Origin of the sequence: Leuconostoc fallax (assembly GCF_004354645.1) — a bacterium.
In the GTDB taxonomy this organism is placed as follows: Bacteria; Bacillota; Bacilli; order Lactobacillales; family Lactobacillaceae; genus Leuconostoc_B; species Leuconostoc_B fallax.
In genome coordinates, this window is sequence record NZ_PUFI01000007.1 from 59,196 (window position 1) to 75,038 (window position 15,843).

23 protein-coding genes, 1 other RNA gene and 1 other annotated feature are annotated in these 15,843 nt (G+C 38.0%); of the genes, 2 read left to right on the top strand and 22 right to left on the bottom strand.

Annotated features, from left to right (window positions below; genetic code table 11):
• Positions 1 to 2: 2 nt before the first annotated feature.
• On the bottom strand, positions 3 to 143 hold the full coding sequence (locus C5L23_RS02485; protein ID WP_133264246.1) for a teichoic acid D-Ala incorporation-associated protein DltX: 141 nt from the start codon (positions 141 to 143) through the stop codon (positions 3 to 5).
• Between the two features lie 146 nt (positions 144 to 289).
• Here C5L23_RS02485 and C5L23_RS02490 point away from each other — a divergent pair, with 146 nt between their 5' ends.
• On the top strand, positions 290 to 1,495 hold the full coding sequence (locus C5L23_RS02490; RefSeq protein ID WP_010007531.1) for a PTS sugar transporter subunit IIC: 1,206 nt from the start codon (positions 290 to 292) through the stop codon (positions 1,493 to 1,495).
• Between the two features lies 1 nt (position 1,496).
• Positions 1,497 to 2,348, top strand: a complete 852-nt coding sequence (locus C5L23_RS02495) for an alpha/beta hydrolase (RefSeq protein WP_033192912.1) — start codon at positions 1,497 to 1,499, stop codon at positions 2,346 to 2,348.
• A gap of 70 nt (positions 2,349 to 2,418) precedes the next feature.
• Here C5L23_RS02495 and galE read toward each other — a convergent pair whose 3' ends face one another.
• From galE to C5L23_RS02600, 21 genes are all read right to left on the bottom strand, one after another.
• Positions 2,419 to 3,408 (bottom strand): UDP-glucose 4-epimerase GalE, encoded by a 990-nt coding sequence (galE, locus tag C5L23_RS02500; RefSeq protein WP_010007533.1) that lies wholly within the window; start codon positions 3,406 to 3,408, stop codon positions 2,419 to 2,421.
• Between the two features lie 54 nt (positions 3,409 to 3,462).
• Positions 3,463 to 4,197, bottom strand: coding sequence for an acyl-[acyl-carrier-protein] thioesterase (locus tag C5L23_RS02505; protein ID WP_010007534.1), 735 nt, complete (start codon positions 4,195 to 4,197; stop codon positions 3,463 to 3,465).
• 1 nt (position 4,198) lies between these two features.
• Positions 4,199 to 5,089, bottom strand: a complete 891-nt coding sequence (gene rsmI / locus C5L23_RS02510) for a 16S rRNA (cytidine(1402)-2'-O)-methyltransferase (protein ID WP_010007535.1) — start codon at positions 5,087 to 5,089, stop codon at positions 4,199 to 4,201.
• A 1-nt stretch (position 5,090) separates the two neighbouring features.
• On the bottom strand, positions 5,091 to 5,990 hold the full coding sequence (locus C5L23_RS02515) for a DNA polymerase III subunit delta (RefSeq protein WP_010007537.1): 900 nt from the start codon (positions 5,988 to 5,990) through the stop codon (positions 5,091 to 5,093).
• The gene (locus tag C5L23_RS02520; RefSeq protein ID WP_010007539.1) at positions 5,990 to 6,316 is read right to left on the bottom strand and encodes a cyclic-di-AMP receptor; all 327 of its coding nucleotides are present in this window, start codon (positions 6,314 to 6,316) and stop codon (positions 5,990 to 5,992) included. The genes C5L23_RS02515 and C5L23_RS02520 overlap by 1 nt, the downstream gene beginning before the upstream one ends.
• A complete protein-coding gene (tmk, locus tag C5L23_RS02525) occupies positions 6,313 to 6,966 on the bottom strand; it encodes a dTMP kinase (protein WP_010007541.1) in 654 nt (217 codons plus the stop codon). The genes C5L23_RS02520 and tmk overlap by 4 nt, the downstream gene beginning before the upstream one ends.
• A 9-nt stretch (positions 6,967 to 6,975) precedes the next feature.
• Complete coding sequence (locus C5L23_RS02530) at positions 6,976 to 7,233, bottom strand: YaaL family protein (RefSeq protein WP_133264247.1); 258 nt, start codon at positions 7,231 to 7,233, stop codon at positions 6,976 to 6,978.
• Positions 7,230 to 7,835 (bottom strand): recombination mediator RecR, encoded by a 606-nt coding sequence (gene recR, locus C5L23_RS02535; protein WP_010007543.1) that lies wholly within the window; start codon positions 7,833 to 7,835, stop codon positions 7,230 to 7,232. Before recR ends, C5L23_RS02530 begins: the two co-directional genes overlap by 4 nt.
• Positions 7,836 to 7,871: 36 nt before the next feature.
• On the bottom strand, positions 7,872 to 9,626 hold the full coding sequence (dnaX, locus tag C5L23_RS02540; RefSeq protein ID WP_133264248.1) for a DNA polymerase III subunit gamma/tau: 1,755 nt from the start codon (positions 9,624 to 9,626) through the stop codon (positions 7,872 to 7,874).
• Between the two features lie 45 nt (positions 9,627 to 9,671).
• Positions 9,672 to 9,758, bottom strand: an RNA gene (ffs, locus tag C5L23_RS02545) — signal recognition particle sRNA small type.
• Positions 9,759 to 9,807: 49 nt separating this feature from the next.
• A complete protein-coding gene (locus C5L23_RS02550) occupies positions 9,808 to 10,335 on the bottom strand; it encodes an HD domain-containing protein (protein WP_010008119.1) in 528 nt (175 codons plus the stop codon).
• A 61-nt stretch (positions 10,336 to 10,396) separates the two neighbouring features.
• Positions 10,397 to 10,906 carry a tRNA adenosine(34) deaminase TadA gene (gene tadA / locus C5L23_RS02555; protein ID WP_010008121.1) on the bottom strand — a complete coding sequence of 170 codons (510 nt, stop codon included), beginning with the start codon at positions 10,904 to 10,906 and terminating at the stop codon, positions 10,397 to 10,399.
• A gap of 1 nt (position 10,907) precedes the next feature.
• A complete protein-coding gene (locus tag C5L23_RS02560; protein ID WP_010008123.1) occupies positions 10,908 to 11,528 on the bottom strand; it encodes a class I SAM-dependent methyltransferase in 621 nt (206 codons plus the stop codon).
• A 183-nt stretch (positions 11,529 to 11,711) separates the two neighbouring features.
• Positions 11,712 to 12,077, bottom strand: a complete 366-nt coding sequence (gene rplL, locus C5L23_RS02565) for a 50S ribosomal protein L7/L12 (protein WP_010008114.1) — start codon at positions 12,075 to 12,077, stop codon at positions 11,712 to 11,714.
• Between the two features lie 46 nt (positions 12,078 to 12,123).
• Positions 12,124 to 12,660 (bottom strand): 50S ribosomal protein L10, encoded by a 537-nt coding sequence (gene rplJ, locus C5L23_RS02570; RefSeq protein WP_010008112.1) that lies wholly within the window; start codon positions 12,658 to 12,660, stop codon positions 12,124 to 12,126.
• Positions 12,661 to 12,685: 25 nt separating this feature from the next.
• Positions 12,686 to 12,797, bottom strand: a sequence feature (ribosomal protein L10 leader region).
• Between the two features lie 35 nt (positions 12,798 to 12,832).
• Complete coding sequence (rplA, locus tag C5L23_RS02575; protein ID WP_010008110.1) at positions 12,833 to 13,525, bottom strand: 50S ribosomal protein L1; 693 nt, start codon at positions 13,523 to 13,525, stop codon at positions 12,833 to 12,835.
• A 104-nt stretch (positions 13,526 to 13,629) separates the two neighbouring features.
• Complete coding sequence (gene rplK / locus C5L23_RS02580; RefSeq protein ID WP_010008109.1) at positions 13,630 to 14,094, bottom strand: 50S ribosomal protein L11; 465 nt, start codon at positions 14,092 to 14,094, stop codon at positions 13,630 to 13,632.
• Positions 14,095 to 14,211: 117 nt separating this feature from the next.
• On the bottom strand, positions 14,212 to 14,778 hold the full coding sequence (gene nusG / locus C5L23_RS02585) for a transcription termination/antitermination protein NusG (protein WP_010008107.1): 567 nt from the start codon (positions 14,776 to 14,778) through the stop codon (positions 14,212 to 14,214).
• A 79-nt stretch (positions 14,779 to 14,857) separates the two neighbouring features.
• Entirely contained in the window at positions 14,858 to 15,034 is a 177-nt protein-coding gene (gene secE / locus C5L23_RS02590; protein ID WP_010008105.1) for a preprotein translocase subunit SecE, read from the bottom strand.
• A gap of 8 nt (positions 15,035 to 15,042) precedes the next feature.
• Positions 15,043 to 15,192: a 50S ribosomal protein L33 gene (gene rpmG, locus C5L23_RS02595; protein ID WP_081458730.1), complete on the bottom strand. Its 150-nt coding sequence runs from the start codon at positions 15,190 to 15,192 to the stop codon at positions 15,043 to 15,045.
• Positions 15,193 to 15,254: 62 nt separating this feature from the next.
• The gene (locus tag C5L23_RS02600; protein WP_010008101.1) at positions 15,255 to 15,833 is read right to left on the bottom strand and encodes a sigma-70 RNA polymerase sigma factor region 4 domain-containing protein; all 579 of its coding nucleotides are present in this window, start codon (positions 15,831 to 15,833) and stop codon (positions 15,255 to 15,257) included.
• Positions 15,834 to 15,843 lie beyond the last annotated feature (10 nt).

Sequence of the window (15,843 nt, forward strand, 5' to 3'; positions counted from 1 at the left end):
ATTTAAAACTCATTGTAAATGAAGTGGCCTTGCCCCACACCTGAATAACTATACAAGTAGATGAGTGCAATAATAATGGCAAAATAAAAAAATGTTCGCCCGATAAAATTAACGAGGCGATTTTGAAAAAACTTTTGCAACATATTTGCTCCCCCAGCGTTTTTATATAATCAGCTTATTATTTTAATGTATATATCATAATAAGTCAATATTGTATATAATATAACACATGAATGACAAAAGTATCTGAAATATATAATTTTACTTTATTAAAGATAAGGATGATTAGATGTCTATATTTTCCAAAGGACTTTCATTATTAACAAAGTGGGATAAAAGATGGCAACATCAGCCCCTCATTTCCGCCATATATACCACGTATCGTAAAATATTTACTATCTTAGTCATCGATGTTTATGCGCATATCATCGCATTATTATTCTTATTACCCAATGCACTTTTCCCGACTATTCTTGACTATCAACTTCCTTTTTATACCCCGATTGTACAAAATGTTGTTTTAATAATTGATATCATCACCATGACCTTTTTTAGTACCTTATTAGCTAAAGAGTATTATCAACGTCGTCGTCCTGATCATGATGCCACACTAATTATGATGACTATGTTTTATAGTACGATGACATCGTTCCAAAATCAAAATAATTTCAACGTTATTTTAATTAAAAACTATTTCATTTTAATATTGTTAGTCTATGCTGTTGTCAATAGTTACATCCTGTACCAAAAACTGTTAAAACAACCACAAAACCCATTGTCGTTTGCTAATATTGGCTGGGCAGCAATTATCATCACAATTGCAACAGTACTCAAGCCCTTCCTACATTCAGCCGCTCTCCAAGCAACCATTAATCAATACCTATCGTCTAGTATCTTTAATCACATTCCAGCTATTCTCATCTTTGCCTTAATCTTACCGTTGTTATCTTGGATTGGTATTTCAATTCCAAGTGACTTATTGGTCAGTCAGGCATCTGCTACTGCGATTTCAGAAAATTTAAACTTCTTTTTGACCAAGCATACGACGGCACATATTCCTTATCCGATTAACCTATATAATACATTTAGTATGTTTAGTATTGTCGGTGGTTTAGCTTTATGTTTGTTACTTTTATTCCGATCGCGAAATATTGGCGACCAACGTTTAGGGCAATGGTCCTTATTACCAAGTCTATTTAATAATCATCAATTACTTTTATTTGCTTATCCATTATTGTTACGACCATTATTTCTCATACCCATGTTAGTTAGCCCGGTTGTCACAACATCTCTAGGGTATTTAGCCGTTAAATTACATGTCATTACAATTCCTGTCTATCAAGTTCCCCTCAGTACGCCATATCTCATCAGAGCATACTTAGCTACTAACGGCAATCTAATAGCCTTAGCTGTCAGTATTCTCCTAATCATAGTATCAGTATTGATTTATTTACCATTCTTCAATATCGCCATGAAATCTCAGAAAGAATCATAATATGAGCAAACGTAAATATATCTTATGCATCTTGAGTATTATCCTGTTGGTTATCATTGGTATATTAGGTCGCTCATGGGTTGATGAAACACGTTTGAATCAGTCCAAAATCCAAAATTCACGATTATACCCTGTTATTTTTATACCTGGGTCCTCCGCCACGGTTAATCGATTCGACGATTTATTTAACAAGCTTAATGCTAATCCTAATCAAAAACACAGTGTACTAAAAATTAACATTAAAAAGGACGGTCAATATGATATATCTGGTACGATTCGTCAAACAGACTTTCGACCATTCATTGTGATTGGCTTTGAAAATAACGCCGATGGTTATAGCAATATCAAAAAGCAAGCAAGTTATATTGACGATGTCCTCACTTTGTTACAAAATCGCTATCATTTTCATCACTTTGACGCCATCGGTCACTCAAATGGCGGCTTAATTTGGACACGTTATCTAGAAAAATACTTTAACAATCAGCAATTTGTGATGAATCACTTAATGACTTTGGGAACACCATATAATTTTTCAGAAACATCGATTAGCCGTAAAACTGAAATGTTAAAGGATATGATTCAGGGGCGTACCCAACTACCCTCAAACCTTATAGTCTACTCGATTGCCGGAACAGAAGATTACACTGATGATGGGATTGTCCCTGTTCAAAGTGTGACGGCGGGTAAATATATTTTCCAGAATTATACACAAAAATATATGCAAATTACTTTATCAGGTAATGAAGCACAGCATTCAAATTTACCAGATAATAACGAAGTCGTTAGCATTATTAACCAGTATATTTTAACAGACAATAGCAATCCTAGAAATCCAACTAACGCACCAAAATAAACCACTCTATAATAAAAAAAGCACCAATATTGTAAATGTTTTCACTTACAATATTGGTGCTTTTTATGATTTATTTTGTGTAACCTTCTGGATGACTTTGATGCCATTGCCATGCTGTTTTAATAATATCTTCAACATTATCATATTTTGGTGCCCAGCCAAGCACCCGACGTGCTTTATCTGAATTGGCTACCAAAATATCAGGATCCCCTGGTCGACGTGGGCCAATTTTAGACGGAATATCAACACCAGTAGCTTTGCGTGCCGCTTCAACCATCTCCTTAACTGAAAAGCCAGTTGCAGAACCCAAGTTAAATTGATTACTGTCGCCACCTTCTTTTAGATAGTCTAATGCCAAAATATGCGCATCAGCTAAATCCAATACATGAACATAATCACGCACATTGAAACCATCAGGTGTATTATAGTCATCCCCAAACATTTCGATATAATCACGTTGTCCCAATCCCGCTTGTAAGATAATTGGCACTAGATGTGTTTCAGGTGCATGATCTTCACCAATTGTGCCATCTTCAGCAGCTCCTGCAACGTTGAAATAACGCAAAGCAACCCATTTGATCCCATCTGCTTGGTCTGCCCAAGCCATGATTTTTTCCATCATTAGTTTACTTTCGCCATAAGGGTTAATTGGCTGTTGCGGATCTGTTTCCTTAATCGGAATGTTGACTGGATTACCGTATGTTGCAGCAGTAGATGAAAATACAATCTGCTTCACATCATGTGCTTTCATCACTTCAAGTAAGGTGATCATACCACTCGTATTATTATCAAAATATTTAAGCGGATTGGCTACGGATTCTGGAACAATAGAAAAGGCAGCAAAATGTACAACAGCTTCAATATTTTCTTGATCAAATACTTGATTAAGTGCTGCTTTATCACGTACATCAACTTCGTAAAACTTAGCATCTGGATGCACTGCCTGACGATGTCCTGTCACCAAATTATCTACAACAACGACTTCACGTTCATCTTCAATTAAACGTTTTACCATGTGTGAGCCAATATAACCCGCACCACCTAATACTAATACTGCCATGTTTGCCTCCAATAGCTTTTGATATCAGTAACTTTAAGTTAGTTCTGTATCCAATTATACACTACGCCATGTGAAAATAGCTTCTGCAGATGTATGCGCTGCAACCATAATACGATGTTTAGTCACATTATCAGCTATCGCAACTTGGCTAATAACTTCTTGTCCCAAACGCACTTCATTTTCATATTTAATATTGATATTTGTGATTTCATGATGTTTCAGATAATCTAAATCCAAAACATCTTGCATCCATTCAAAATATTTAGAGTTATTGACGTGCTGATTTGTATCAATATCTAAATAACGAACGTGATAATTTTTTTCAATAATGTCGTCCGTTGTCGTGATTTTATCTGGTCGTGGAATATGATTAATCTGTTTCACACGTTCGGCTGAATATTTATCAATAATATCTTGTGGAATACGTGCCATACGTCGATTATCAATGTCTAACATTGCCCATATAGAATCAACACGAATGATTTCTTCATTCTGTTCGTCAAAAAAGACAAATGGTCGATGTACAAAGAACGGATTATACTGTGAGGCTTGTGTTTCAATGCGGATGACCTCATTCACAGTAGGACGCCTTTTGATGTGGACATCATACTGTAAAATAACCCATCCCAAACCACGTGAAAGATGTTCTTCTTGTCCAACACCCAAATGATCACTTTGTGTTTTGGATGATAATACGGCCAAATTCAAAATCATTGGTAGTGATAGTTTGCCCGACATATCACTCTCAAAATATTCAATTTTATGTACTATTTCAAAAGGAATCCCCATATTATTTACCCTCTAAACCATGATACTGATTGTAGACATCTTGTCGTGCTAACCCTCTTTGCTTAGCAACTTGCTTAATGGCGACATTAGGTTTTTCTCCTGCTTCAATCAACTGTTTCACAGCATCAACTGGTGATATAGCAACCATTTCTTCGTCATTTACCTGGTCAACAGCAGTAATATCTCCAGTATAACCCGATAACATCACCACAAATTCACCACGAATTTCATTACTACTTGCCCAAGATACTAATTCAGCTAATGTGCCTCGCAAGAATTCTTCATAACGTTTAGTCAATTCTCGAGCTAAGACAACACGCCGTTCATCACCCATTACTTTTTGCATATGCTGTAATGTGGTTTTGATACGATGTGGTGCTTCATAGAAAACAACCGTATCTCTAAATGTGGATAACTGATGCAATTCTTCAAGTTGTTCACTCTTCTTACGCGATAAAAAGCCATAAAAATAAAAAGGTTGTGGGACTAAACCACTGGCAATCAGCGCTGTAACACCAGCTGTAGGGCCAGGTATAGGTACCACCACAATATTGTTATCCACAGCAGCAGCAACTAATTCTTTTCCAGGATCAGATATCGATGGCATTCCTGCATCGCTCACTTGTGCTAGGTCATGACCTGCTAATAAATGATCAATGAGTTCTGTGCGCTTATTTTGCCAATTATGTTCATGAAAAGACGTTTGTTTAGTATGAATATCAAAATAATTTAATAATTTTTGTGTATGGCGTGTATCCTCCGCCGCAATCAATGGTACTTGCTGCAACGTTTCTACTGCTCGAGGTGTCATATCAGCTAAATTTCCAATTGGAGTAGGTACGAGGTATAAAGTACCTGTTTCGTGTTGCTCAAAACTTTTTTGTTGTTGCATCCTACTCTCCTAAAATAATGGATGTATCCAATACAATTTTTTCTAAACGACTTTGCAATGAAATATTAACCTTGCGTAACTTATCATCTGCCAAAATATTATCGCTCACACGTACTAATTTATCTATAGTATAGCTACGTCTGAGACTTTTATAGAAACCAACTAATTTTGGATATTTCAAATCTTCTGTAGAGATATAATCATAAATCATCATATCTCTGATCACCTCATGTAGCCATCTGAAAAATAACTGTTGTTGCGTTACTGTTTCAATTAACGGCAATAATTTAGCTTGCACATAAGCAAAGGCTTCAATTTGTCGTTGCATCATGAGCTCAACCCATTTAAACGTTATGCCTTGTGCCTGCTGGAGCCAATCATTCGTTATTTCTGGTAACCCTGAATGCTGTTCAGATTGTAAATGAACAATCTGAGCCCGTGATTGAATCGTCGGCAGTACATCATTTAAGTTGTTGGTCAACATCAAAATAAGTTGTGGACCAGCTGGTTCTTCAATAAACTTTAATAAAGAATTTGCTGCACTAGTCGTCATTGTTTCAACTGCATCCAAAACAAAAACCTTACGTGAACTTTCCGTTGCACGCGTCACAAATTCTGGCGTCAACGCTCTAATTTGGGCTACTTTTAAGGCAGTTCCTGGTGTCATCGGTGTAACAATATGTACATCAGGATGATCACCATCAACAATACGTTGCGCATTGCGATGATCATTTCCGACAATCTGCCAAGCTAAAAAACGTGCAAAGTCAAGTTTGAGATCTTGTGGAAATCCAACCAATAAATATAAATGGCTCAATTTTTCTTCAGTAATTAAATTGAGAAATTGTCCAACTTGTTTTGGATAGCTTTGACGTGCATTTTCAATAAACTCTACTGTCATTAGAATTGATGAAACGATTCAATATCTTGCGTAAATACTGTCGCACCACCAACTTGCACTTCGATTGGATAGGCAGCACCTTCAATACCAGCATCTAAATTCATTGGCGGTACCATGAATTGATTACGCGTTTGTGAAATACTTTTAATAATGTCCAAAACTTCTTGAACGCGGTCTTTTTCAATGGCAATCATGAACGTTGTATTGCCTGAACGTAAGAAACCACCAGAAGTAGACAAACGTGTTGCACGAACATTTGCCTTAACGAATGCATTACTTAATTTGTTAGTATCTTTATCTTGAACAATTGCCGTAATTAATTTCATGAGTGAACTCCATTTCTATTTTTTAATTGTTGCCAAATCAATGCACGTGTTGCTGTAATAACCATTTCTAACGGTTGCGTTGCATCAATGACCTGGATACGGTCAGGAAACTGATCACGTAAGGCAAGATAAGTATTGCGTACCTTAATATGAAAACTCAAATCTTCCTTATCAAGGCGATCAATTTTACCTTGACGATGCTGCATAACGCGCTTTAAGCCAATATCAGCTGGTACATCTAGGTAAATCGTTAAATCGGGTAATAGTCCTTCTGTTGCAAATTGATTGAGCGTCCAAATACGGTCTACGCCTAAATCGCGACCACCACCTTGATACGCTAAAGAACTATCAATATAACGATCACTAATCACAACTTTTCCTGCAGCTAACGCAGGTTGAATCGTTTCAACTAAATGTTGGCGTCTAGCAGCAGCATAAAGTAATGCCTCGGTACGCTTATCCATCCCATTATCTTCTTCAGGTTGTAGAATAGCACGAATCGCTTCAGCAATTGGATTACCCCCAGGCTCTCGTGTTGTTACTAGATCATCACCCAGCATGGGTCCTAATTCTCCAATTAAAGCTTGTAACACACTCGTTTTCCCAGCGCCCTCAGGACCTTCAAAAGAAATAAACTTTGCCTCTGACATCTTCAACTCCTATTTATCCGATTTGATAACATGCGTTTGCATATGACCAACTGTTTTGCGCCGTCGCGCTTCGCGATATAAATAAAAGAATTTTGCTTTAGCCAAAGCTGTTTGCGCTTGTATTAAGCGTACATTAACTTGCCCGTCCAGTAAAGCGTTTTCAGAGTTTTGAGCTGATTCCCAATCTATTTTGGCCTTGTCGATTTGAAATACTAATGCTTGATCATATTCTTTACGAATATCTTTTCTTTTTTTACCAAAAATCATAATTCTGTCCGCCCTTGCACAGCTTTTATTAATGTTAATTCATCTGCATAATCAATGTCTGATCCAACAGACAATCCATGTGCTAATCGCGTCACTTTAATGCCAGCAGGCTTTAACAATCTCGCCAGATACATGGCAGTTGCTTCACCCTCCGCGTTAGCATTGGTACCAACAATCACTTCTTTAATTTCTTCATGCTCGGATAAACGCCTAACCAAACTCGGCAAGTTAATATCTTCTGGGCCTGTCCCGGCACTTGGTGAAATCACACCATTCAAAACATGATATAAACCATGATAATCACGGGTATTTTCCATCGCCATCACATCTCTTGAATTTTCAACGACAAAAACTGTCCCTTGATTGCGACTTTTATCACGACAAATAATACATGGATTCATATCTTTTTCAGTAATCATGCCACAAGTATCACAAAAGGTTAAATCCTTTTTGGCTGAAATTAACGACTTGGAAAAACTTTCCACATCTTCATTGTCCATACCCAAAGTGTAAAAAGCTAATCGGGTGGCTGTTTTTGGCCCTATTCCGGGTAACTTTGTATAATTATCTATTAACTTAGCGATTGGTTCTGGATACTGCATCACTATTTCCCATTTTCAAATACTTTATCAGTCACATTAATCAACAATATTCACGAGATCATCACCAAATAGCTTTTTAGCTTCTGAAACGATTTGGGGCTCATCTGTTTTAATTGATTCATGTTCAGCATTTTGTTGCGCATTGTTTGATTGTGTTGCTTTTGCAACCTTGACATAAGGTAATGTAGCCAAGTCAATTTGAGGTGCGGCACCTGTTTTAAGTTTCTCAACATATTCTGTTCGATCAAGATGCCACTCATCTTGCGAAATCATGACCAATTCATTCGATAACGCATGCTTATTCAGTACTGCTTTTAATTGCGTTTGCAATACCGTATTTTGTAAAACTTGTTCCAGTAAGGCAGGATAATCAAAAGCCAGCACTACTGCAACTTGACTAGCAGCAACTGGCGTTGCTGTTGTCAATAAAGCTCGACCAGCTACATCAAATTGCGCCAAAATATCTGCCCATTTATTTTTAATGGTTACCAAACTATTACGTTGCGCTGTCCCTAGCACAGCGAACACAGCTTGCTGACCAGTTCTAACAGAATAATCTTGCCCATCACGAGATACTGGCTCTGGCTCTGGCTCTGGCTCTGGCTCTGGCTCTGGCTCTGGCTCTGGTTCTGGCTCTGGCTCTGGCTCTGGCTCTGGCTCTGGTTCTGGCTCTGGCTCTGGCTCTGGCTCTGGCTCTGGCTCTGGCTCTGCTGATTGTTGCACGGCCGTTGCCGGTTGCTCAACCAATTTATTATTTTTATTAATACCTAATTTTACAGTAAGTAACTCTAAATAAACATCACCTTGCATTGTCTGCATTAATTGTCGCTGTACATCATCCAGAATAATCATCATCTCCTGAATACGTTGCATACTAATGCGCCCCTGCAATTGTTGTAGTTGGAACAACGGAATTGTTGATTTTACCAATGTTTCAGCAACATTAGATAACATCACATCCCGTAATAAAGCCATTAAATCAGCAATAAAGCGCTGGGCATCTTTACCATCTTGTAAAACATCATGCAAAATTTGTAATGCTGATTGCACATCATAGTCAATAATGCTTTGTAAATAATCAAACAACTGCGTTGTTGTTGCAGAACCCGTTACTTGTAAAGCATTTTCAACGGTTACATGATCTTGTCCAAAAGCAATCACTTGATCTAATATGGACAACGCATCACGCATACCACCTTCAGCTGCATTGGCAATAATACGTAAAGCATCTTCATCATACGCAATATTTTGCTGGTCCAAAATATATGACATTCGTTGTTGCATTTGCTGCGTACTAATGCGCTTAAATTCAAATCTTTGTGTTCTAGATAAAATAGTAGCCGGAATTTTTTGCGGTTCCGTTGTGGCTAGTATAAATTTAACATTAGCAGGTGGTTCTTCTAGTGTTTTTAGTAGGGCATTAAAAGCGCCTGTTGATAACATATGTACTTCATCAATAATATAAATCTTGAATTGTGCTTCAATTGGCGCATAATTGGCACTATCACGAATATTACGAATTTCATCCACACCGTTATTTGATGCGGCATCAATTTCGATAATGTCAGGTATTTGTGCATCGTCTTGGTCAGCTGGAATACCATTTACTGCTTTTGCAAAAATCTTGGCTGCACTTGTTTTTCCAGTTCCTCTAGGACCACTAAACAAGTAAGCGTGCCCTGTTTGCCCTGTCTGAATTGCATTTTGTAACGTTTGGGTGATAATTTCTTGACCCACCATGTCGTCAAAAGTTCTTGGACGATACACGCGATATAAAGCTTGATATGCCAAAATTTTCCACCTCCACTTACAAAAAAAGACCGCTGAGCGGTCAAATATGTACACAGGCACAACATCAAACAACCTTAGGGCTGCTACATTCCTGTCCTGACCCAGTTCGGGAGAAGACGTTTGCCTGCAATAAATATTATACGTGATTTTTAAGATTCTGGCTAGTCTTTTTCGCTAATCCTTACTGAATTTTCAAGCGAAAATTGGTAAAGCGCGTTGCAACCTTCATTTGCCATTTAAAATAAGAAACATACATCTGTGGTAATAAGTACTCATTGACAGCTGCATAGTCATCAACTAATGACACAATCCAACTTTCAACATATTTTGGTGGTGCAATGGTTGCACCAAACATGTGTTTCACAATAATATCTGCTTCTTTAGGTGAAATATGTGTTATTTTACGTGCATTTTTTAAAGCAATACGAGGGTGCACATAAGCATGTGTGCCTTCATCAAACTTAGTTGTACGCCAGTCGTAATAAAATAGGTCATGCAATAATCCTGCTCGTGCTGTTGCAACTTCATCAGCGCCTACCTTTTTAGCAATAAGGTATGACTGATAAGAAACAGAAATAGAATGTTCTAATCGATTTGAAAAATGATGCTGTGGATAATTTTCTAATTTTTGAACTTCTTCACGTTGTAATAAATCACCGACAATTGCCACATAATCTTGGTCAACTTGCCATTCATTTAAATTTTGCATTCAATACCTCTTTTTTAGTCCACTAACAATATTATAGTACAAAATGCACCAAAAGAGAATACTATTTGTTTTTCAGCTGTTTTACAAGTTTATGTTTTAATCGTATTTCAGAGAAAAAATTTTGTAATAATTGACCACATTCGTCACTTTTAATACCTGGATGCACTTCAACACGGTGGTTTAATCGTTCATCTTCTAGTAATGTATATAATGATTTAACGGCACCACCTTTGGCATCTTGAGCCCCATAATAAATGACTGGTATCCGTGAATTAATAATAGCACCAGCACACATCATACATGGTTCTAACGTCACAAATAAGGCGGTATTCTCTAACCGCCACGATTGTGCAGCCTGATTAGCCGCCTCAATTGCAAGCAATTCTGCATGAGCCGTGGCCTGTTGCCCTTGTTCTCGATGATTATGTGCACGTGCAATAATTTGATTATCATGTACAATCACTGCACCAATTGGGACTTCGCCTTCCGATCCAGCTTGCCTTGCCTCATCCAGTGCTGCTTGCATAAAATCATTAATCTGTTCGTCTGAAAAAATGGGGATATTCGCCATACTATCGTGTACTTTCTAAAATGTAATAACCTTTATCTTTATGAATAACCTGCGCATTGCCAAATGCTTCTGCCATATTTTTTTGGGCTGATGGCGCTCCTTGCTTCTTCTGTAAAACCGCAATCAATTTACCACCTGGCTGTAAATGTAATTTAGCTTCTTGTAACATTGACGTTACAACTTTTTTCCCCGCTCTAATTGGTGGGTTTACCAAAATCAAGCCATATTGTTCAGAGATATTGTCATAAACATCTGATTGGAAAATGTGCGTCACGTCTGCTACATTATTCTTCTTTGCATTGACGCGTGCTAACTGTAAAGCACGTTCATTTACGTCAACCATATCAACCGTACGTTTGAATTTTTTAGCCACAGCTATGCCGACAACACCATATCCAGTACCTAAATCAAGTATCTTTCCTTCAGGAATAGTCGTTTTACTCAATGCTTCAAGCATCGTTCTTGTGCCAAAATCAATGGTCCTTTTCGAAAAAACACCGCTATCTGTTTGAAAATACAACTGGTGTCCTAAAAGCTCAAAATCAAAGTGATGATAGTTGTGCTCAGCTGTTGGTTCAGCTGTAAAGTATTGTTCATTAGCTTGTTTATCTATATTTTTCATAATTATATTATATCGGAAAATGACATCATCGCTGCCGTTTCCATAAAATCTTTTTAAACCTTCGACATTTTTACATTAAAATATATATTTCTACTATTTATTGATAATAAAAAAAGTTAGTTCACTATGAACTAACTTTTTTTATTATACGGATAAACTCCGATATTATATTATAGATGTCAATTACTTAACAGTAACTGAAGCACCAGTTTCTTCAAGCTTAGCCTTTAATTCGTTAGCTTCGTCTTCAGAAATGCCTTCCTTGATGTTTGAAGGTGCATTGTCAACTAAGTCCTTAGCTTCCTTCAAGCCCAAGCCAGTTACTTCACGAACTGCCTTGATAACCTTAACCTTAGCAGTACCTGCTGATGTCAATTCAACATCAAATTCTGTCTTTGCGGCAGCACCTGCACCGTCAGCACCTGCAGCGGCTACAGGAGCAGCAGCTGAAACACCAAATTCTTCTTCGATAGCTGAAACCAAGTCAGCCAAGTCTAAGATCGTTGCATCCTTCAATGATGCGATGATCGCGTCTTTATCAAAAGCCATGATCTATATCCTCCAAATAAATGTTTTATTAGTAATTTTGTTTAAATTATTCAGCATCTGCAGCTGCTTCTTCAGCAGGTGCATCGCTTTCTGATTCCAACTTCTCTTGCAATGCCTTAACAGCATATGCAAATGAACGGATTGGGAATTGGAATTCGGCCAACAATTGACCAAACAAACCTTCGCGTGATGGTAATGAAGCATACTTATTGATTTCATCAATATCAGATACATTACCGTCAACAACACCACCCTTGATTTCCAAAGCTTCATTTGCATCAGCAAACTTCTTCAAAATACGAGCGGGTGCAACAGCATCTTCTGATGAGAAGGCAACAGCTGATGGTCCAACGAAAATATCATTCATTTCACCATAGCCAGCCTTATCAGCAGCACGTGTCAAAACCTTGTTCTTGATAACCTCAAGAACAATACCTTCTTCACGCAATTGATGACGTAAATCAGTTGACTGTGCAACAGTCAAGCCACGTGTATCAACAACAACTGCAGAAGCAGAATTCTTGAATTGTTCAGCAACTGCCTCAACTTTTTCAGCTTTAATCGCAATAGCTTTTTCACTCATGTCTTTACTCCTTCCTTAAAAATTATTTTGCAAAAGAAATCCGTGCGCCAGAAGACAACACGGAAAAGTTTTAAACTTCCTCGGCAGGGTATTAAGGCAAATGCCACCTGAGTCTTAGGCAAAATAGATTCAATTACTTGTTAAGTATATCAGATACAACTAACGCTGTCAATTACAAACCAGCAACATCCAAAGTTACAGATGGACTGAATGTTGATGCAATTGAAACGTGTTGTACATAAGTACCCTTAACAGCAGCTGGACGTGACTTAATTACAGTAGATGCAATTGTCTTAATGTTTTCAGCTAACTTATCAGCATCAAATGATACACGACCAACAGGTACAGCAACGTTACCGTCACGGTCTGTACGGTATGTTACTTGTCCGCCCTTAGCATCTGAAACAGCTTTGGCAACGTCCATTGTCACAGTACCAGTCTTAGGGTTAGGCATCAATCCCTTAGGACCCAATGCACGACCTACACGACCTACTTGTGCCATCATATCAGGTGTAGCAATGGCAACGTCAAAGTCTAACCAGCCACCTTGGATACGTTGTACCAAATCAGCAGCACCAACAACATCAGCGCCAGCTGCTTCAGCTTCTTTAGCCTTATCGCCTTGTGCAAAGACAACAACCTTCTTGTCCTTACCAGTACCATTTGGCAACACAACAGCACCACGCAATTGTTGGTCTGCTTGACGTGTGTCAACGTTTAATTTGAATGAAACTTCAACTGAAGCATCAAAATTTGTATAATCGATTTCTTTTAATAAAGCTACTGCTTCATCAAGAGCATATGCCTTTTCAGCATCTACTTTCTCGAGGGCAGCAATGTACTTCTTACCATGCTTCTTTGCCATTATTTTTCTCCTTGCAAATGCGGTCAAGCAATCAGAAAACTGATAATTTAGTCTCTAATCTCCCGCTTGATCTTGTCAACTTTCGTTAACGATCCGACAAACGCTTATTCAGCATCTTCCTTGATTGCTGTACCTTCAACAGTCAAGTCAACACCATCAACAGTAATTCCCATTGAACGCGCTGTACCTTCAATCATACGCATAGCATTTGTAATGTCATTGGCGTTTAGATCTTGCATCTTATTTTCGGCGATTGCTTTGATCTGATCAAGAGTTACGTTACCAGCCTTCTTGATGTTAGGCTCACCAGAACCCTTACCAACCAACTTACGTAATTGGTCAGCTGCAGGTGGTGTCTTAGTAACGAATTCGAATGAACGATCGTCAAAGACAGAGATTTCAACAGGAATGATTGATCCTGCTTGATCTTGTGTGCGCGCATTAAATTCCTTAGTAAATTGCGCAATGTTAATGCCAGCTTGTCCTAAAGCAGGTCCCACCGGTGGAGCTGGTGTTGCTTTAGCAGCAGCAATTTGTAGTTTAACAACGTTTACGACGTTTTTTGCCACGATATTTTCCTCCTCGTGTTGTGGTAGACGCAGCTTGTCTGCTGCTCCCACGCATGCTCTACGCATACCAGTTAATGTTATCAAATATCACAACATATTACAACATCAAAATGCTTTTTATAGTGTATCAATATCAGTAAATGATAATTCAGTTGGTGTTTCGCGTCCAAACACTTCCACAGTGGCTTCTATTGCTTGCTTCTCTGGATCAATACTTGTCACAATACCTTCCATACCAGAAAATGGTCCTGCAATAATCTTAACGGCATCACCAATTTCAACATCCAAGTCAACTGTTTCTCGCGTAACCATGCCCATTCGACGTAACAATAATTCAACTTCTTCAGGTAGTAAACTATTAGGTTTTGATCCAGCACCGTGAGAGCCCAAAAATCCGGTTACGCCAGGCGTGTTACGAACCACATACCATGCTTCGTCTGTCATATTACCTTCTTGTGGTGTTGCCATTTCTACCAACACATATCCTGGGAAATCATTTTCAATCGTTTGTTTAGCTTCGCCGTCTTTGATTGTTGTGACTTCTTGTTCAGGTACTAAAATACGGAAAATTTGTTCTGACATTCCCATTGTTTGTGTACGTGATTCCAAGTTTGCCTTCACCTTATGTTCGTACCCAGAATAAGTATGAACAACAAACCAGCTTTTCTCGATTTCTTCAGACATGATATAACCTCTTTTTTCAAAATAAAAAGAACTCCGATATTGAAGTCCCCTGCTAACAATTATTGTAACGCATTTTAAATTAATGTGCTAGTAGCCAACCAAAGCCATTTTGTAGCAGCCAATCCGCGCCGCCCAAAAAGGCAGCAAATATAATAGATACTGCAATCACTGTAACTGTCTCACGAGAAGCTTGCTCCTGTGTTGGCCATGTTACTCTCTTCATTTCTTTGGCGACATTCTTAAAATACGTAATCATAATTTACCCTACTTAGTTTGTTGATGCAAAGTATGTTGTCCACAATGTGAACAATATTTTTTCACTGCTAAACGTACTGTACGATCTTTTGATAGCATTACTGTATAGTTACGCGATCCACAAATTGTACACGCTAAGGAAACTTTCTGGCTAGCCATTAGTAACCTCCTCAAATTTTCTTGTATAACTATATCATTTTGCTATATAAAATTCAAATACTTTAATCCTCAGCAACTTCATTAACCAGTTGTTTCAATTGCTTTTTTAATCGATATTGAAATTGTTCTACTTGCCGTTTTGCTTTTAAATTGTCATGTTCAACCCAATCTTGAACACCAAGTAATCGTTGAACTGTTTCACGAAATCGTTGGCTGTTACTGAATTGTAAACGATCTAAACTATCTCTTAGTAGCAATAATTTTTCTGGATTAAATGTATTTGTACTAATCTCCACCAAATGAACATCTTCTTGATTTTGAGTATCCGGCGCTAAAGCAGCGTTCAGAAATACTTGTTTTTTAGTATGCTGTTGTCGAATAATGTCAGTTGCCCGATTGTGTAACGATTGAATAAAATAAGTTGAAAAGCGTGCGGTTGGCGCTATGATATTATAACGTCGCACACAACGCATCAATAACTCTAACCCTTCTGAATACCAATCGTCTTCACGAATGTGGCTAAATACTTTACGTCGATGAATATCGTATATTGCCGGACGCAAGTGATTTATCAACACCGTATAAGCAACGTCATGCCCCCTTTTTGCAGCACGAACAGCCGGTAATAATCTATCCCCCAATAGACTCCCT